14 protein-coding genes are annotated in these 18,710 nt (G+C 68.0%); 4 read left to right on the forward strand and 10 right to left on the reverse strand.

The genetic code is table 11. From position 1 onward, the window contains the following. Nucleotides 1–40 precede the first annotated feature (40 nt). The 9 genes from ACZ9YD_RS13905 to ACZ9YD_RS13945 all read right to left on the reverse strand — a co-directional run bounded on the left by ACZ9YD_RS13905 (nt 41) and on the right by ACZ9YD_RS13945 (nt 15,012). The gene (locus ACZ9YD_RS13905; RefSeq protein WP_465075858.1) at nt 41–2,044 is read right to left on the reverse strand and encodes a flotillin family protein; all 2,004 of its coding nucleotides are present in this window, start codon (nt 2,042–2,044) and stop codon (nt 41–43) included. 42 nt (nt 2,045–2,086) lie between these two features. Further along, nucleotides 2,087–2,713, reverse strand: coding sequence for a hypothetical protein (locus tag ACZ9YD_RS13910; protein WP_465075859.1), 627 nt, complete (start codon nt 2,711–2,713; stop codon nt 2,087–2,089). A gap of 129 nt (nt 2,714–2,842) precedes the next feature. Next, the gene (locus ACZ9YD_RS13915; protein ID WP_465075860.1) at nt 2,843–3,448 is read right to left on the reverse strand and encodes a 3'-5' exonuclease; all 606 of its coding nucleotides are present in this window, start codon (nt 3,446–3,448) and stop codon (nt 2,843–2,845) included. Between the two features lie 6 nt (nt 3,449–3,454). Beyond that, nucleotides 3,455–5,278: a DUF294 nucleotidyltransferase-like domain-containing protein gene (locus ACZ9YD_RS13920; protein WP_465075861.1), complete on the reverse strand. Its 1,824-nt coding sequence runs from the start codon at nt 5,276–5,278 to the stop codon at nt 3,455–3,457. A gap of 50 nt (nt 5,279–5,328) precedes the next feature. After that, nucleotides 5,329–6,009, reverse strand: a complete 681-nt coding sequence (gene pdeM / locus ACZ9YD_RS13925; protein ID WP_465075862.1) for a ligase-associated DNA damage response endonuclease PdeM — start codon at nt 6,007–6,009, stop codon at nt 5,329–5,331. Further along, entirely contained in the window at nt 6,002–8,455 is a 2,454-nt protein-coding gene (locus tag ACZ9YD_RS13930) for a ligase-associated DNA damage response DEXH box helicase (RefSeq protein WP_465076047.1), read from the reverse strand. The genes pdeM and ACZ9YD_RS13930 overlap by 8 nt, the downstream gene beginning before the upstream one ends. Nucleotides 8,456–8,556: 101 nt before the next feature. After that, entirely contained in the window at nt 8,557–10,263 is a 1,707-nt protein-coding gene (locus ACZ9YD_RS13935; protein ID WP_465075863.1) for a cisplatin damage response ATP-dependent DNA ligase, read from the reverse strand. Between the two features lie 40 nt (nt 10,264–10,303). Further along, nucleotides 10,304–11,305: a ligase-associated DNA damage response exonuclease gene (locus ACZ9YD_RS13940; protein WP_465075864.1), complete on the reverse strand. Its 1,002-nt coding sequence runs from the start codon at nt 11,303–11,305 to the stop codon at nt 10,304–10,306. A gap of 128 nt (nt 11,306–11,433) precedes the next feature. Next, nucleotides 11,434–15,012 (reverse strand): two-component regulator propeller domain-containing protein, encoded by a 3,579-nt coding sequence (locus ACZ9YD_RS13945; RefSeq protein WP_465075865.1) that lies wholly within the window; start codon nt 15,010–15,012, stop codon nt 11,434–11,436. 150 nt (nt 15,013–15,162) lie between these two features. Between ACZ9YD_RS13945 and ACZ9YD_RS13950 the strand changes: the two genes are divergently transcribed. The 3 genes from ACZ9YD_RS13950 to ACZ9YD_RS13960 are packed head-to-tail and all read left to right on the forward strand — an operon-like array spanning nt 15,163 to nt 17,013. Next, nucleotides 15,163–15,870 (forward strand): YceI family protein, encoded by a 708-nt coding sequence (locus ACZ9YD_RS13950; protein ID WP_465075866.1) that lies wholly within the window; start codon nt 15,163–15,165, stop codon nt 15,868–15,870. Next, nucleotides 15,867–16,451, forward strand: a complete 585-nt coding sequence (locus tag ACZ9YD_RS13955) for a cytochrome b (RefSeq protein WP_465075867.1) — start codon at nt 15,867–15,869, stop codon at nt 16,449–16,451. Before ACZ9YD_RS13950 ends, ACZ9YD_RS13955 begins: the two co-directional genes overlap by 4 nt. Nucleotides 16,452–16,461: 10 nt before the next feature. Further along, on the forward strand, nt 16,462–17,013 hold the full coding sequence (locus ACZ9YD_RS13960) for a YceI family protein (protein ID WP_465076048.1): 552 nt from the start codon (nt 16,462–16,464) through the stop codon (nt 17,011–17,013). A 15-nt stretch (nt 17,014–17,028) separates the two neighbouring features. Here ACZ9YD_RS13960 and ACZ9YD_RS13965 read toward each other — a convergent pair whose 3' ends face one another. Further along, nucleotides 17,029–17,265, reverse strand: a complete 237-nt coding sequence (locus ACZ9YD_RS13965) for a glutaredoxin family protein (protein ID WP_465075868.1) — start codon at nt 17,263–17,265, stop codon at nt 17,029–17,031. A gap of 49 nt (nt 17,266–17,314) precedes the next feature. Between ACZ9YD_RS13965 and ACZ9YD_RS13970 the strand changes: the two genes are divergently transcribed. Further along, complete coding sequence (locus ACZ9YD_RS13970; protein WP_465075869.1) at nt 17,315–18,697, forward strand: L-serine ammonia-lyase; 1,383 nt, start codon at nt 17,315–17,317, stop codon at nt 18,695–18,697. Nucleotides 18,698–18,710: the final 13 nt, after the last annotated feature.

Here is an 18,710-nt window from a genome sequence, read left to right on the forward strand (position 1 = left end):
CGCGCCGCGTTCGAGATGGCGACCTGGGCCGCATGCGGGTTCAGACGGGATCGCCCTCGACGACGCGCGGCGCCGGTGTGCTGCCACCGCGCGCCGCAGGCAGCGCCGCGCTGGACACACCGAGATAGCGCTGCAGCAGATCCTGCAGGATCGGGCTCTTCTCGGTCAGGCCTTCGATCGAGCGGCCCAGCGACACCGCCTTGACCACGTTCTCGAACATGCCGCCGTCGCCGCCGATCAGATCGATGTCGGCATTGCGCAACGCGGTCGCGATGACCTCGGCATTCTCCTTCGACACTTCCTTGCCGGCTTCGAACGCCGCCAGCGCCTGCTTCAGGCTGGTGTCGAGGGTCATGCGGAATTCCTCGTGGCCACGCGCGGTGTCGCTGAGCGCGTCGATCGCGCCGAACTTCTTCGTCAGGCCTTCGGCCTCGGCGAACAGCTTCTTCTCGATGACGCTGGCCTCGGCCAGGCCCAGCGACTCGGTCGCGGTCGCCTTGGCGCGGCCCATCTGCTCTTCGCCCTGCGCGCGCGCGGCCAGCTGCTCGGCCAGCACCTTGGCTTCGGCGGCGCCCTGCTTGAGGTTGGCATCGGCCATCGCGTCGACCACGCGGGCTTCGGCAATGCCGACCTTCTCGATCGCCGACGCACCCGCTTCCTTGACCTGCGCTTCGGCAAGACCCGGCGCGGCGCGTTCGGCCTGCACGCCTTCGGCCAGCAGCTTCTTGGCCTCGGCCTGCTTGCCGGACGCATCGAACTCGGCCTGCGCCAGCGTGGTGATCTCGACCGCGCGGTGACGGGCCGCAGTCTCGCGCGCTTCGGCTTCCTTGACCTGGCGCACCAGCGATTCCTGCGCCTTGGCTTCGGCGTCCAGGATGGTGACCTGCTTCAGGCGATCCGCTGCGGACACTTCACGCAGTTCCTTGATCCGCTCCTCTTCGGCGGCGACGGTGCGATCGATCGTGATGCGCTCGCGGGTGATGTTGGCGACGTCCATCAGGCCCTGCTCGACCACCTTGTCGCGTTCCACGCCCTGCAGCTGCACTTCGCGATCGGTCGTGACCTGCTCGAGCTTGCGTGCGCGCTCGACGCGCTCGGCCTCGATGGCGACGGCGCGCTGTCGGTTCTGTGTGGCGACTTCGACTTCGCGCAGCCGGTTCTCCTCGCGGATGTCGATCAGCTGTTGCGCCTCGATGCGCGCGTTTTCCGACATCTGGCGCTGCTCTTCCTGCACCTTCTGCGTCTCGGCGGTTTCGCGCGCCTGGATGGTCTCGATCTCGCGCTTCTGCCGCGCCTCGGCCTCGGCCTGCTGGCGCTCGAGGGCCAGCGTGGCCTCGCGGGTCTCGACGTTCTTTTTGGTGATTGCCAGCCGCTCGTTCTGCTCGAGCTCGTTGGTGACCACGTTCTGGGTCGCCGTGAGCTCGGTGATCTTGCGGATGCCCTCGGCGTCGAGAATGTTGTGCGGATCGAGCACGTGCTTGGGCGTCTGCTCGAGATAGTCGATCGCGACGTCCTCGAGTACGTAGCCGTTGAGGTCGTTGCCGATCACCGAGATGATTTCCTCACGGAACTCCTGACGCTTCTCGAAGAGATCGGTGAACTCGAATTTCTTGCCGACGGTCTTCAGGGCTTCGGAGAACTTGGCGTTGAACAGTTCGTCGACGGCATTCTTGTCGGACGCACGGTCGGCGCCGAGCGACTTGGCCACCCGCAACACATCTGCCTGCGTTTCGTTGACGCGCAGATAGAACGCGACCGCAATGTCGGCACGCATGTTGTCGCGGCAGATCAGACCCTCCTTGCCGCGACGGTCGATCTGCAACGTGATCAGACTGATCTTCATCAGCTCGGCGCGGTAGAGCACCGGCACGATCAATGCGCCGGTGAAATGCACCTTCGGCTGCGCGCTCATGTCATTGACGATCAGGGCGGTGCCCTGGTCCACCTTCTTGTAGAAGGCCTTGAACAGGCCCGCGATGCCCAGCAGGGCGACCAGCAGCACACCCAGGCCGATCAGGAAGGGGGCGATCGTGGCAACGCTCATTGCAGCTCCTTGCACATGAGGCCCGCAGGCGCGGGCCGGGGATCAAAGGGTTCGGTACTGGGTCTCGGGCAGCACGCGCCAGGCATGCGTGGCGGCGTCGAAGTCGACGAGCACCACACGGTCGCCGCGGCGCAGATCGCTGCCCGCATCGGCGCGCACCTGCAGGATCAGGCCGGCACCGCCGTTGTCGACATCGGCCATGCCGACGTGCTCGGACACCAGCGGTGTCCGCACCACTGCGACCTGTCCGAGCAGCGACTGCTGCGCCGGCGTGCGCCGCGACAGCAGCCAGAGACGCACCGGGCGCAATACGGCAGACGCGATGAACACCGACGCGACGAACGCGATCAGCGCGACGCCACTGCCGACCAGCCAGCGCAGCCAGCCGGCGAACTGTCCGAGGACGAACAGATGCACGAAATAGGTCAGGAACCAAGCGATGAAGGCAACGAGAGTGACGACCAGCATCAGCGGCAACCGGTCCAGTCCTATGCGGCCGAGCATGCCGGCCAGACCACTGGTTTCGCCAAGCTCGACGGCATCGAGGCCGTCGAGATCCAGATCCACGAGGCCGGTGGCCGCGAGCAGCCAGTAGATCGTGCAGAACGCCAGCACGATGCTGTAGAGAAGCGTGGGATAGCCCAACGCCGTACTCAAGAATTCCGCCATCCCCGGTTCCCGCTCCCTGTTGCGGGCCGCATGCGCAGCCCCTCCCCATCCATCATTCCTATCATGCCAGCGCGACGGGGCAATGCGCCAACACGATAACGGTGCCAACGCGCATGGGCGCGCGCCGGATCAACCACGTTCGCCGCGCAACGCGAGCCAGCACAGCGCGACCGTGGTGGCATCGCCGAGCGCGCTGTGGCGGCCGAGCACCGGTACGCCGAGCGCTTCGGCGATATGGGCGAAATCGAGATCGGGTGGCAGGTCCGGACGCGTGCGACGTGCGCGGGTGGCGTAGACGTCGGCCAGGTCCACGCGCGGATTGGGCAGCCCGAAGCCCGTCAGGCCGTGGACATGCGGGGCCAGCATCGCGAGATCGAAGCGCAGGTTGTAACCGAGCAGCGCGCGGCTGCCGAGCCACTGCAGGAACGCCGTCACGACCGGCGTGATCGACGCGCCTTCGGCCGCTTCTTCGGGTGTGATGCGGTGGTGGCGGATGGAGGCGATGTCGAAGCCGCGGTCCGGGCGCACGCGCCGCTCGAACCGCTCTGACAGCACCACGCGCCCGTTCCGCACCGGCACTGCGGCCAGACTCAGGATGTGGTCGCGCCGCGGATCGAGTCCGGTCGTCTCCAGATCGACGCTGACCCATTCATTGGCAGGCGGGGGCTGCAGCAGGCCGCGCCAGGCGCCGTCGCCATGCCGGCGTCGCAACCACCACCGCTGCAGTCCCGACACGCCCGCTCAATCCGCCACGTGGAAGACGCGGCGCACATGCTCGCGGAACGCCTTCACTACATGCAGCGCGTCGCGCAGCAGCTCCCGATCCAGGCGTCGCAGGCTCGACGTGTCGATGTGGTTGTCGGCCACATGACCGTCGGCCAGCGCGGCGAGTTGGGCGTCCAGACGCATCCGCTGGAACACGTTGAGAGCCTGGGGCAGGTCGCGCTGCAGGTCATCGGGCAATGCACCCTGCGACGCCAGCGCCTCACATCGTTCGAGACTGCCGGTGACGGCGATGCCGTGGCGCAACGCCAGGCAACGCAGGCCGTGCACGACCGGAAAGATGCCGCCTTTCTTCAGGTCGATGCCCTGCGCATCGCTGCGCATCCGCCCGAAGAACGTCAGCGGTGCGCCGAACCCCAGCGCGCCGGCCGCCAGGTGGTGCATCAGAAGCTCGTCCTGGCCCAGCGTCATCAATGCGGTCTTGACCGGGGTGAACAGCGCAGCGTTGCCGGCGACCGGCCTGGCATCGAGCGCGATCGACAGATCCAGCGCCGCCTCGCCGCCGTAGTGGCTCCGCCAGTGCGCGACCCGCGTCTGCCACTGCCGCGCGGTCATGCGCCAGTGCGGGTTGTCGACCATCACCCGGCCCGGGCATGGCGGGTAGCCGATCGTCGCGAGCGCGGCGCTGAAACGCGCCATCGCGGCGTCGAGTTCCGGCCAGTCGAGATCGTCTGCGAGCACCAGCGCATTGTCCTGGTCGGTCTTGAGCAACTGCTCGCGGCGGCCCTCGCTGCCCATGACAAGCAGGCAGACGCGGTCGCGATACGCCGCCGGCACGAGCTGCTCGAAGACCTGCACCATGATCCGTTCGTTGAGCGCGCTCACCAGCCCCATCAGGTACGACATGCGGGCGCCGTGCGCGGCCAGGCTGCGCACCAGGCCGGTCATGCCGCTGGCGGCGACGACGATCTCGTCGAGGCTGCGCGCCCGGGCCAGACGCAGGCTGATCAGATGCGAATGGCTGGCGAAATGCGACAGCACCTCGGCGATACCCAGCGTGCCGGCGATGCCACCGTCACGGGTGCGCACCACCACCCGTTCGATGCGACGCTCGGTCATGCCGATCAGCGCCTGAAACAGCACGTCATGGGGGTCCACGCACACGAGCGGCCGGTTCGCCAGCGGTCCGACCGGTGCTTCCAGCGGCAGGCGCTGCAGGGCGATCGCGTCGAGCAGATCGGTGCGGGTCACGATGCCCGGGGCGGAATCGCCCGGCGCGTCGACCAGCAGGCAGTCCACCCCGGCATCGCGCAACTGCGCAGTGGCGTCGGCGATCGACATCGCCTCGGGCACGTGGATCGCCGGCGCCAGTTGCGCTTCGTCCACGCGGGTGATCATCAGCTCTGCGGACTCGCGCCTGGCGTCGCCGGACACCGACAGCTGACCTTTGGTCGCCAGTCCTTCGTTGAAGTAGGCCGCGAACCGGGAATTGCCTGCGATCAGCGCGCGGAACACCTCGGCCGGAATCAGAAAACACAGGCACTCGCCGGCCGTGCGGTACCGCAGCCGCGCGCGACCGGCCAGCACCGCCCACGCGCCGAACACGTCGCCCGGGCCGTAGTCGGCGAAGCGCTGCTCCACGCCGTCGACATCACGCGCGTACGCATGCACCAGCCCCTTGAGGATCACGTACACGTGCGGCGACGCGCGGCCGGCCTCGATGAGCGTGGTGTCCGCGGGGTGGAAACCGATGTCCACGCTGGCCTGCAGACGCACGCGGCCGGGCGCATCGAGCAGGTCGAAGGGCGGCTGGTCGAGATCGAGGCCGGGCACGGGATCCATGACCGGCATTGTGGACCGATCGACGCTCTAGCCGCGCCTGCCGCGAAGACTCAGTTCGGCGACAGGTCCACGACCACGTCCGGTGCGCAGGCGAACAGACGCGTACCGGGCTCTTGGTCGACGCGCCAGCCACCGGCGAACGCGGTGAATGCCGGCAATACGCCTGATGTGGCGTCGAAGCAGAATGCCGGCAGCCGCGGCACGCCCGGCAGACGCACGACCGGATGCAGGTGACCACCGAGCCGATAGCCCGCGGCCGCGTCGCTGATGTCGGCCGGGTCGTGCACGAACAGGAAGGGGTCGAACGCCAGCGCCGCGCCATGCACGTGGATGCCCAGTTCCGCCGCCAGGCCCGGGCGCGCGTGCAATGCGCGGTCGTGGTTGCCGCTGACGAGTTCGACCGACAGCGCGGCGCGCGCGCCGCGCCAGTCCATCCAGGTGTCGCGCCAGGGCGCATCGGTCACTGCCGCATGCAGCAGGTCACCGAGCACCAGCAGCCGCGCGGCACGGGTCGATGCGAGCAGGCCATCGAGCTGCTGCAGATCATGCGCGGTGCCGCCGCTGGGCAGCGCGATGCCGGCCCGGCGGAAATGATCGCCTTTGCCCAGGTGCAGGTCCGCGATCGCGAGCAGCGACCTGCGTGGCCACCACAGCGCGCGACCGGGGAGCAACACCAGCGATTCGCCCGCCACGTCGATGACGAGGCTGCCCGGGATCGACGCCTCAACCACGGTTGCGTTTTTCCAGCTGCGCCGCGGCGCGCTGCACGCGTGTGCGCCAGTCCTCGGTGCTGAGCTGACCGCGCAGCGACTCGGCCCACAACGGAAACGACATCGGCGTGAACGTCTTGAGCGCATGCAGCGCGAGCGTGCGGCCGCTGCAGTCTTCCAGCGTTTCGCGCAGGCGCACGACTTCGAGCTGCGCGGCGAAGACTTCGCGTTCGGCCAGCGCCAGCAGCATGTGATCGGGATCGTGCCGGCGCAGCACGTCGAACAGCAGGCCGCTCGACGCCTGCACCTGCCGCATCGAACGTGGCGCCCGACCCGGCAGAGATGGCGGCAGCAGTCCGGCGACGCGTGCGATATCGCGGAACTGGCGGCGCGCGAGTTCGGCGAGGTTGAGGCTCTCGCGCAGATCCTCGAGTAGCGATTCCGGCGTCAGCAGCGCGGCGATGTCATCGACATCGAGCTCGACGTCCTGTGCGGGCGACAGCACCAGTCCGTAGTCGTTGGCCGAGAAGGAGAAGCTGTTGGGATGAAGGCGGCCCCAGCGCAGCGACCACAGCGCGGCCAGACCTTCGTGCACCTGTCGGCCGGCGAAGGGATACAGGAACAGATGCCGGCCGCCGCGCACGTGGATCCATTCCACCAGCAGACGACCCGGCGCCGGCAGTGCCGACAGGCGCTGCTGCAGATCGAGCAGGCGTCCGATCGCGCGCAGTTCCGGCACGTCCCGCGGTGCTTCGAACAGACGTTCCACCTCGTGTGCCAGCGTGCCCGACAGCGCCATGCGCCCGCCCGACCATTTCGGCACGGTGCCACTGCCGGACTTCGCCACGCGTACATAGGCGGTCATGTCTTCCAGCCGCACGAGTTCCAGTGTGCGTCCGGCGAACTGGAACTTGTCGCGCGGTCGCAGCCGGCCGATGAAACTCTCTTCCACCGAACCCAGACCGCCGCCGCGCATCAGCTTCACCCGCACCGAGCCGTCGCTGGCGATGGTGCCGATCGACAGGCGATGGCGCAGCGCGATGCGCCGGTCGTCGACGCGATAGACGCCGTCCTCGTCGCGCACGACGCGGCGGAATTCGGGATAGTGCGCGAGCGCGGTGCCGCCCTGCACGATGAAATCGAGCACCGCGCGCCAAGCGGTGTCGTCGAGCGCGCGGAAGGCGTGCGTATCGCGCACTTCATCGAACAGCGCATCGGCGTCGAATCCGCCACCGAGCGCCAGCGTGACGCAATGCTGGGCCAGCACATCGAGGCTGAGCACCGGCGGCGGTCGCGATTCGATGGTGCCGGCGGCGACGGCGGCACGCGCGGCGGCGTATTCGACGAGTTCCAGCGCATGCGTCGGCACGCAGACCACGTGCCCCGCTTCGCCGGGACGATGGCGCGCACGGCCGGCGCGCTGCAGCAAACGCGAGACGCCTTTCGGACTGCCGATCTGCAGCACCTGGTCGACCGCGGGGAAATCGACGCCCAGATCGAGACTGGACGTCGCGACCACGCAGCGGATGCTGCCGTCGCGCAGTCCTTCTTCGGCGGCAGCGCGCAGCTTGGGATCGAGGGAGCCGTGGTGCAGCGCCAGCGTTTCGGGCGCTTCCGGCCACACGGCATTCAAGGCGCGATGCCACAGCTCGGCCTGCGAGCGCGTGTTGGCGAACAGTAGACTGGTGCGCTCGGCCATCAATCGTTCGAGCACGCGCGGCAATTGCGCCAGGCCTAGATGGCCGCCCCACGGGAAGCGTTCGTCCTCGCCGGGCAGCAGGGTATCGAGCGTGAACCGCTTCGGCGCGACACCGGCGACCAGCGGCGCATCCGGCAGATGCGGCAACAGCGCATCGCGCGCTTCGTCCAGATTGCCGAGTGTCGCCGACACGCCCCAGATGCGCAGCGCGGAGTTCAATCGGCGCAGGCGCGCGAGCGCCAGCTGCAGCAGCACGCCGCGCTTGTTGCCGAGCAGTTCGTGCCACTCGTCGACGACGACGCACTGCAGCTGCGACAGCTGCGGCGCCATGTCGGCATAGGACTGGAGCAACGACAGTGATTCGGGCGTGGTGACGAGCACATCGGCCTGCCCGCTGCGCGCGAGGCGCCGGTCGCGCGCGCTCGCATCGCCGGTTCGCATCGCGACTACCCAGTCCAGCCCCAGCGCTTCGATCGGCGCCCGCAGTGCACGCGTGGTATCGACCGCGAGCGCGCGCAGCGGGGTGATCCACAGCACCTTGAGGCTGCCAGGCGGCCGGGTTGCAGGTCGCTTGCGAGGTTTGGATGGTGCTTCGGCACGCGGCGCCGACGCGAGCGCTTCTAGCAGCGGACCGCCGATCGCAGCGAGTGTTTTGCCGCTGCCGGTCGGCGTCTGCAGCAGGCCGGATTCTCCGGCGAGATAGCGCTTCCAGACCTCGCGCTGGAAGGGCGCCGCCGTCCAGCCCTGCGCTTCGAACCATGCGCGCATCGGCGCATCAGCGCCGCGCAGACGCTTGGGCGTCGGCTTCGCGATGTCATCCTGCGGCGCGGCCGTGGCTTTGGATGCCCGCGTGCGCGTGGCGCGTGGCGTCATCGCGCCAGTGCCTTCAAGGTCTCGAGCCGGTCAGCCTCGGCCATCGGCTTGTCGTGACGCCAGCGCAGGATGCGGGGGAACCGCACCGCGATGCCGGACTTGTGCCGCTTCGACACGTTGACGGCCTCGAAGCCCAGTTCGAACACCTGATGCGCACGTACCGAGCGCACCGGCCCGAAGCGTTCGAGGGTATGCGCGCGGATCCACTTGTCGAGCGCGAGGATCTCGCTGTCGTCCAGACCGGAATACGCTTTGGCGACAGGCACCAGTGCCTCACCGTCCCACAGGCCGAACGTGTAGTCGGTGTAGAGCGTGCTGCGTCGGCCGTGGCCGGCCTGCGCGTAGAGCAGCACCGCGTCGATGGTCAACGGGTCGATCTTCCACTTCCACCAGTCGCCGCGACGCCGCCCTGTCTGGTACGGCGCACTCGCGCGCTTGAGCATCAGGCCTTCGACGCCGCGGTCGCGCGCCTCCTCGCGCAACTGCGCCGCCGACGGCCAGTCCGCGACGTCGACACGCGGCGAAACCACGATGCGCGGATCGCCATGCGCCGCGATCAAAGTTTCCAGCGCCGCGCGGCGTTCGTGCTGCGGCCGGGCACGCCAGTCTTCGCCGTCGCGTTCGAGCAGGTCATAGACCTGCAGGCGCACCGGCGTGTCAGCCAGCGTCTTCGGTCCAGGCTTGAGGCGCTGGATGCGCGTCTGCAATGCGGTGAACGGCAGCGGCGCATCTTCATCCGCGCGCCAGGCCAGCAGTTCGCCGTCGAGCACCACGCCGTCGGGCAGTGACATCGCCGCCGCTTCGATCTCGGGAAAACGTCCGTCCAGACGCTCCTCGCCGCGCGACCACAGCGCGACCTCGCCATCACGACGCAGCAGCTGCAGTCGAATGCCATCCCATTTCCATTCGAGCAGCCAGTCCTCGATCGGCCCGAGCGCACGCGCGACGGCATCGGGATCGTTGGCGAGCGCAATGATGTCAGGCGCGATCGTCGGCTCGCCCTCTTCGACCGGCTCCGCTTCGGGCAATCCCGCTTCCGCGCGCAGCGCCGACTCCAGCGGCGAGGCGAGAAAGAACGGATACGGCTGCTGGCGATCGCCGGGCAGTTCCTCGGGCGACAGCAGATCGCGCAGGAAATCCGGTGTCGGCGCCCAGCTGCCGAGCATGCGCTGCGCGAGCCGTGCGATATCAATGCCGGTCAACTCGGCCAATGCCTGCTGCACCAGTCGCTGCGACACCCCGACGCGCAACGCGCCAGTCAACAGCTTGTTGAACAGCAAGCGCTCATCGAAACGCAGCGTGCGCCAGGCCTCGACGATGACCGCCCGACGGACCTCGACGTCCTTGTTGGCCACCGGCAGTAACCGCGTTTCGATCCAGTCCGCAAGCGCGATGTCCGGCGACGCCTCTACCGGATCGCCCAGCAGCAATGCCAGCGTCTCACCCAGATCGCCGACCTGGTCGTAGCTGTCGTCGACCAGCCAGTCGGGCGTGCCCGATTCGACCGCGATCCACTCGCGCAGCTCGCGCGTATTGGCGATCTTCTTGCGTGCGCTGGCGACCTTGCCGCCCGACAGCAGGTACAGCGCCCAGGCCGCATCGCGTGGCGGCGCCTCACGGAAATAGAGGATCAGCGCCGCGCGTTTGTCGAGGGTGGCGGTGCTCTGGTCGAGCTCGCGATAAAGCTGGGCAAAGCGCTTCATATCGACCGCTCCGAAGCGTCCGGCGCACTGCGAAGCACCCTCATTCCTCGCCCCCGAAATCCGTCCGGAACGCCTCGGCCGCGATCCCGTCCTCGCGCAGCGCGCGAATGATCGCGTCGGTATTGCCATGCGTGGCGATCACCCGCGACGCGCCAGTCTCGCGCACGGTGCGCATCAGGTCCGGCCAGTCAGCGTGATCGGACACGACGAAGCCGCGATCGTAATTACGACGACGCCGGTTGCCGCGGAGCTGCATCCAGCCCGACGCAAAACCCTGCTGCGCGCGGCGGAAGCGGCGGATCCATGAACTGCCTGCAGCGGACGGTGGCGCGAGGATGAGCTTGCCGGCAAAGTCGGCAGCCTTGTCCGTGTCGACCACCGGCAGGGTGTCGATCAGTGACACGCCGGCGCGGCGATACACCTCGACACCGGTCGCGACGGCGCCATGCAACAGCACAGGCTCGTCGGTATGCACCGCGAGCTCGGCCAGCACGCGCTGCGCCTTGCCGAGCGCGTAGCAGTAGAGGATCGCGGCCTCGCCGCGTTCGGCGCAGTGGTCGCGCCAGGTGACGATGTCGCGCGCGACCTCGGACGTATCTGGCCAGCGGTAGACCGGCAGCCCGAACGTCGCCTCGGTAATGAAGGTGTCGCAGCGCACGACCTCGAACGGGTCGCAGGTCGGATCGTGCTGGCGCTTGTAGTCGCCCGAGGCGACCCAGACTTCGCCGTCGACCGCCACACGTACCTGCGCCGATCCAAGCACGTGCCCGGCCGGATGCAGCGACACCGTGGCTTGGCCCATCTGGAACGGGACGCCGTATTCGTGCGCCGCGTAGATCTGTTCGCCGAGTCGCCATTCGAGGATCGGCAGGCCGATCCGGGTCGTGTGATACGCGCCCATGCCGGTCCGGGCGTGGTCGCCATGACCATGCGTGATCACCGCGCGCGGCACCGGGCGCCACGGGTCGATGTGGAAATCGCCCGCGGGGCAGTACAGCCCTTCCGGGCGCAGCTGGATCAGATCATTGGACGCGACGGCCATGGGCGCAGTCTGGGTAGCGGCTTGTGCACGAGGCGGCAAGCCTGCAACCGCGCCGTCGCGGCATTTGAGACGCCAGCAAGACGACGCGCGCGCCGTTCAGCCGCCGCGCCGCATCCAGGCGCCCGCCATCACAGTCCGGCTTCGGGCTCGTCTTCGTCGCGCGTCGGTCGCCAGCTCCAGGCCAGCGAATCCGACAGCATCTCGCCGGTCAGCGGCTTGCGCAGGAACCCATTGAAGCCCGCCGCACGCGCAGCGGCTTCGGCATCGGCATCGGCGCGCGCGGTCACCGCGATCATCGGCTGCACAAACCCGTGCGCGCGCATCATGCCGGCCAGGGTCAGGCCATCGACGCCGGGCAGATCGAGATCGAGCAACGCCAGATCGAAGCTGCGCGTTGCGATCTCTGAGAGCGCACCGAGACCGTGCATCACATGCACCACCTCGTGCCCCTGCGACTGCAGCAATCCGGCGATCACGTCAGCGACGGTCTGATCGTCTTCGACCAGCAGGATTTCCAGGCCGATCGCAGAGGTGATCCGCTCAAGTCCCAGATCGGACTGTGTCCTGGGCGGCTCGGTCACGATCGGCAGCGGCAGCACCACGCGGAAGCGCGTGCCTTCGCCTGGTGTGCTGTCCACATCGATCTGCCCGCCCATCGTCACCGACAGTTCCTGACTGATCGCAAGCCCCAGCCCACTGCCGCCGTACCGCGACGCGGTGCGCGCGCCCTCGGCCTGCTCGAACCGGCGGAACAGGCGCTCACGCTGTTCGTCGCTCAGGCCCGGCCCCGTATCGGTGACGACGAAGCGCAGCGCGCCAGCCGCATCGATGTCCACGCGCAGGCCGACGCTGCCGCGCTCGGTGAACTTGACGGCATTGCCGAGCAGGTTGAGCAGGATCTGGCGCACGCGCCCGGCGTCGCCGAGCACCCACGCCGGCACCGCGGGATCGATGACCACATCGAAGCCCAGCGATTTCTGGCGCGCCATCGGCGCGCACATCGCGACGACATCCTGCACCAGCCGCGTGACCTCGAAGGGCTGCGGGTCGAGCTCGAGTTTGCCGGCCTCGATACGCGCCAGATCGAGCGCGTCGTTGACGAGGCGCATCAGATGGTCGCCCGCGCGGCGGATCGATTCGGCATAACCGCGCTGGCGTGCATCCAGATCCGTATGAAGCAGCAGTTCGCTCATACCGAGCACACCGGTCATCGGCGTGCGGACTTCGTGCCCCAGCGTGGCGAGGAAGCGCGTCTTCGCGAGGGATGCCTGTTCGGCGAGATTGCGCTTGTCCTCGGCCAACTGCCAGGCATGACGCCGCTTGAGGCGGGCACGATAGGCACTGGCAACCCGCCACACCACGAAACCCGCCAGCAGCAGCGCACCCAGCAGCGCCCAGACCGTACGCCACCAGGGCGGTGCCTGACGAATAATCACGGGCGCCAGCGCGGTCCATTCACCATCCTCGGTCCGCGCCTCCACGTGCAAGGTGTAGCGCCCGGGCTCGAGACGCGGGAATACGCGCTCGGCGTTCGCATCCGCGTCTACCCATTCCGATTCGTAACCTTCCAGCCGGAACCGGTAATGATGGGCATGCGCATCGGTGAATGACAGCAGGCGCGCGCCCACGCGCAAGTCACGATCTCCGTGACGCAACTCGATCGGGCCCTGGATCGGAACGTCGACACGGTCGTCGTCGCGACGCAGATCGATCGATTCGATCACCAGCGTGGGCGTTTCGTCGCGTCGATGCACGTCGCTTGGATGGAACAGCAGCAGCCCTTCGCCGGTGCCGACCGCGAAGTGGCCGTCGCGCGACACGCCGATGTGCTGTTCACTGAATTCCTGGCTCGGCAATCCGTCGCGCACGCCATAGACGCGGATGCGCGATGTCGTTGGATCCAGACGCACCAGCCCTCGTACGGTGGTGATCCAGACCGTGCCGCTGGCGTCGACGGCGATTCCGCCGGGCATCACCTGCGGCAGTCCGTTCGCACGTCCGAACGAAAGTTGCCGCGTCAGCAGCGCGCCATTCCAGTGATAGGCCTCCAGCGTCCCCGGCCCCGCCAGCCAGACGGTGTCCGTTCCCTGTTGCGCGATCGCGCTGATCGTGCGCTGCGGCGCGCCGGGCAGCGGCTCGAAGGTGCGGCTCTCGCTCTTCCACGCGTAGATGCCACGCGTGGTTGCGAGCCAGATCCCACCGTCAGGAGCCCGCGCGATGGTCATCGGGCGGATCAACGGCGGAATGCCACGGCCATCGCCTGCTCGAATTGATTCGATTAGACGCCCGTCAGGCGCACGCGCTTGCAGCTCCAGATCACTGGCGAACCAGACTGTGCCGTCGTCTTGTTCAAGGATGGTGTCGATGTGCTGACCAGCAGGTGCAGGCGCGTCCTCGTCGTCCTGGTACCAGCGCCGCACGTCGCCATTCGCCAGATCGAAGCGCACTAACTGCCGAAAACATCCGATCCAGACGATGCCGGCATTGGTCTCATGGACACTGCGGTTTGGTTCGCTCCCACACACCTCGGAGAGACGATGTTCGACAACGCCCGTGACCGGATCGAGGTGATCGAGCACCCCGCCATTGCCGACAAGCCAGAAGCCGCCGTCGGCAGCCCGTGCGACCCCATGTACGAAAGCATTCGCTGGCGTGGTCGAGTCCAGCACGCGGCGCTGCAACACGGTGAAATTGCGCCAATTCGCCGGGAGATACCAAAGCCCAGCATCTACGCTCGCGAACCAGAGCCCGCCTTCGCGATCCTGGAAGCCCGACGACCACGACGGTCGCACGGGCCCTCGACTGGCGAAGCTGTAGAGCGGCACATCATCGAGATGGCCATCCACCTCACGCGCGAGGCCGCTGCGCGTGTCGAACCAGCGCGCGCCCTGGCGATCCTGGACGAGCATGTGCAAGACGGGCGCGCGCATCACCGGATCGACCTCCGGCATCATTTCCGTGTGGCCATCCGCGCGCCGCACCACACCACCGCCCTGTGCACCGATCCACAGATCGCCTGCGGTATCGAGCACCAGACCGTTGACCATTCGTGTGGCGGTCGCCGGCGACGGAACGCGCTCGAAATCGCGCCCGTTCCACCGCGCGACACCGTTCTTCGTGCCGATCCACAGCGCGCCACCGGCAGCAAGCACAATGTAGCTGACGCCATCCGCCGGCAGGCTGCGTGGGTCTTCCGGATCCGAACGGAATCGCCGCAGCCCGCCCTCCGGCGTAAGCCGGTAGAGACCCGACTCCGCAGTCCCGAACCAGATCGCCCCATCCGGCGTCGACATCACGGCCCAGACATCGTCGACGCCGATCTCGGCGTGGGTGTCGTGGTTGTAACGGGTGAACGTGGTGCGCTCCGCATCAAGCATCGACAGGCCACCACGCCGCGTCCCGACCCAGACGCGGTCCTGCGCATCGACGTGTACTGCCCAGACGTAGTTGTCGCCGAGCCCGTCCTCGACGCGCCAGACACGGAAGCCCACGCCGTCATAGCGCGCCAGTCCGTCGCGCGTGGCGATCCACAGATAGCCCTGCCTGTCTTCGGCAATCGCGTTCACGCGATTCGACGGCAGCCCATCCAGTACGCCGATCTGCCGCGGCTGCGGGATGCTGGCGGTGACCGCGCCGTTCTGCGCCCACGCGGTGCCGGCCGACAGGCAGCACCACAGCCACACCAGCATCATCCCTGCAACGCGCATCCTGCTCCCCGTACATCACCACCGCGCGTTGACCGCGCGTCCCGGATAGCATCCTCGCAACGCTGCGTTGCCACCGCAAGTTGCGCCGTACCGACAGCACGCGCCTAGAATCGGCACGACCGCCCGCTCCGCTGCCATCCGGACTTTCCGATGCGACTGCCGTGCCAGCTCTTCCTGTCATCCCTGCTGCTGCTCGGCATGGGCGCGCCCGCATGGGCCGCGCCGGCGCAGTACGCGTTGGACCCGGTGCATACCCGCGTGCAGTTCGCGATCGACCATGCCGGTTTTTCGAAGGCGATCGGCACGGTGTCGGGCAGTACCGGCACGATCGTGTTCGATCCCGACGACTGGAGCACCGCGCGGGTGGAGGTGTCGATTCCGATCGCACGCGTCGATCTGGGCGATGCGAAATGGAACCAGGCGACGCTCGCGCGCAATCTGCTCGACGGCGAGCGTCATCCGGTCGCGACGTTTGTCTCGACCCGCATCGAGCCGATCGACGCGCAGCGCGCGATCGTGCACGGCAACCTGACCCTGCGCGGGGAAACCCGCGAGGTCGCCTTGCAGGTCGTGCTCAACGGACTCAAGCGCTATCCGCTGCCGCCATTCCGTCGCACCGTGGGCTTCTCGGCCACCGCTTTGCTGTCGCGCGCCGAATTCGGCATCGATGCGTGGAAGTCGGTGATCGGTGACGCCGTCGAGCTGCGGCTGGAAGTGGAAGCCTCGCGCAGTCGCGGCGGCGCGGATGCGGGCGATGCACCGGATGCCGCGGATGACGCAGCCGATACCGGCCTTCCCGCACCAGAGACGCCTGTCGAAACCACGCCGGCAGCCCCGCCGACGGAGCCGAATCCGTGACGCTCCGCAATCCACCCGACCGCTGGGGCGGCGTCAGCCAGCTGCTGCACTGGCTGGTCGTGGCGTTGATTCTGACGACCGGCATCCTCGGGCTGGTCATGGGCGACATGCGCAACAGCCCGACCAAGATCGAGATCTACGCGCTGCACAAGTCGCTGGGCCTGACGATCCTCGCGCTGGCGACGCTGCGTCTGTTGTGGCGCCTGTACGCCGGCGCGCCGCGTGCGGTGCCGGGTACCCCGCGCTGGCAGGACCGGGTCGCGTCGGTCACCCACTGGCTGCTCTACGGCCTGCTGTTCGCGATTCCGCTCAGCGGCTGGACCTTCAATTCTGCCGCTGGCTATCCGTTGCAGTGGTTCAAGCTGGTCAATCTGCCGTCACTGGTGACGCGCGATGCGGACCTGCGCCAGCTCGCCGGCAACGTGCACGAACTGCTGTTCTGGACGCTGGTCGGCCTTGCACTGCTGCACGCATCAGCCGCCCTGTATCACCACATCTTCCAGCGCGATGACACGCTGGCGCGCATGCTGCCGCGTGGCTGGCTGCGCGCCCGTACTCCGACTCCGCCTCTTCAGGACTGACTCCATGCGCATGATCCGCTCCCTCGCCCTCGGCGCGCTGACCGCCGCGCTCGCCCTGCCCGCCTTCGCTGCCGACTACGTGCAGGCACCCGGCTCTTCACTGGCCTTCGCCGGCAAGTACCAGGGCGAGACGTTCTCCGGCACCTTCCCCGGCTTCCGCACGACGGTCAGCTTCGATCCGGCCAATCTGGCCGCCGGCAAGCTCGCGGTGACCATTCCCGTCGCCACCGCGACCACGCAGAACGCCGACTACGACACCGAGATGCGCGGCAACGCGTTCTTCGACGCGTCGAAGTTCGCCCAGGCGACCTACACCTCGACCGGCTTCCGCGATCTCGGCAACGGCCAGTACGCCGCCGACGGCACGCTGGAACTGCGCGGCGTGCGCAAGCCGGTGACCCTGACCTTCACCTGGACCGACGGCGCGCGCCCGCTGCTGTCGGGCCGTGCGACCGTGCGCCGTCTCGATTTCGGCGTGGGTGGTGGCGACTGGGCCGACACCGGCACGATCCCGAACGAGATCGCGGTCAGCACCCGGGTCTACCTGCAGCCGGCCAGGTAACGCCGCGCAGCGCGGTCAGCGGCGCAGCCAGCGCCGCGCCGTGTCCGCATTGAAAGGCCAGTCGAGTTCGCGACCGTCGTTCGCGTCGCGCAGCACCGGCACCCGCGCGCCGTAACGATCTTCGAGCGCCGGATCATCGTCGATGAAGAGACTCTCGAACGCCGGCACGCCGGCGCTGGCGAGCACATCCAGCGCCAGATCGCACAGGTGGCAGTCGTCGCGCTGGTACAGGATCAGGGTCGGAGCGGTCATGTCGCGTTGCGGCAGGCCTGGATGCAGGCGCGAGCCGTAGAATAGCCACATGGCAGTCAGCACGTTCGACCTCTACAAGATCGGCATCGGGCCGAGTTCCTCGCATACCGTCGGGCCGATGCGCGCGGGCGCGCGTTTCGTGCGCCGCTGGCTCGACGTGCCGGGGCGGCTGGACGATGTCGTCCGCGTGCGCGCCGAGGTGTTCGGTTCGCTCGCGCTGACCGGTCGCGGCCACGGCACCGACAAGGCCGTGATGATGGGCCTCGAAGGCCACATGCCGAACCAGATCGATCCGGACATCATTCCCGATGCGTTGATCCGCATCCGGGGCGAGAAGCGCATCCGTCTCGGCGGCACGCATGAGATCGCCTTCGACGAGAAGTCGGATCTGGTGATGAACAAGCGGCAGAAGTTGCCCTTCCACACCAACGGCATGCGCTTCACCGCGTACGACGCCGAGGGCGCGGTCATCGCGACGCGCGACTACTACTCGGTGGGCGGCGGCTTCGTCGTCAACGAGGACGAGGCGGCCGAAGACCGTATCGTCGCCGACACCACCGACGTGCCCTACCCGTTCTCGAGCGGCGACGAGCTGATCGCGCAGGCGAACACGCACGGCCTGAGCATCGCGACGCTGATGCTGGAGAACGAGAAGGTCTGGCGCAGCGAGGACGAGATCCGCGAAGGCCTGCGCGAACTGTGGGCAGCGATGCAGTCCTGTGTCGCACGCGGCATCCGCCAGACCGGCACCCTGCCCGGCGGCCTGCACGTCACCCGCCGCGCGCCGGCGCTGCATGCCGAACTGTCGTCGAAGCCCGAAGCCGGCATGCGCGATCCGCTGACCGTGCTCGACTGGGTGAACCTCTACGCGCTCGCCGTCAACGAAGAGAACGCCGCCGGCGGCCGCGTCGTCACCGCGCCGACCAATGGCGCGGCCGGCATCCTGCCGTCGGTGCTGCACTACTACGACCGCTTCTGCCCGAACTCCACCGAGCAGGGCATCTTCGATTTCCTGCTGACCGCATCCGCCGTCGGCATCCTCTACAAGGAAAACGCCAGCATTTCGGGTGCGGAAGTTGGCTGCCAGGGCGAAGTGGGCGTGGCCTGTTCGATGGCCGCTGCTGGCCTCACGGCCGCACTCGGCGGCACGCCGAGCCAGATCGAGAATGCGGCCGAAATCGGCATGGAACACAACCTTGGCCTGACCTGCGATCCGATCGGCGGCCTGGTGCAGATCCCGTGCATCGAGCGCAATGCGATGGGTGCGGTCAAGGCGATCAACGCCTCGCGCATGGCCTTCCGCGGCGACGGCAAGCACAAGGTCAGCCTCGACAAGGTGATCCGCACGATGCGCGACACCGGCCGCGACATGCGCGACAAGTACAAGGAAACCTCACGCGGCGGTCTGGCGGTCAACGTCATCGAGTGCTGATGGGCCGCCCGTC

Source organism: Luteimonas sp. AC640a (assembly GCF_979256585.1).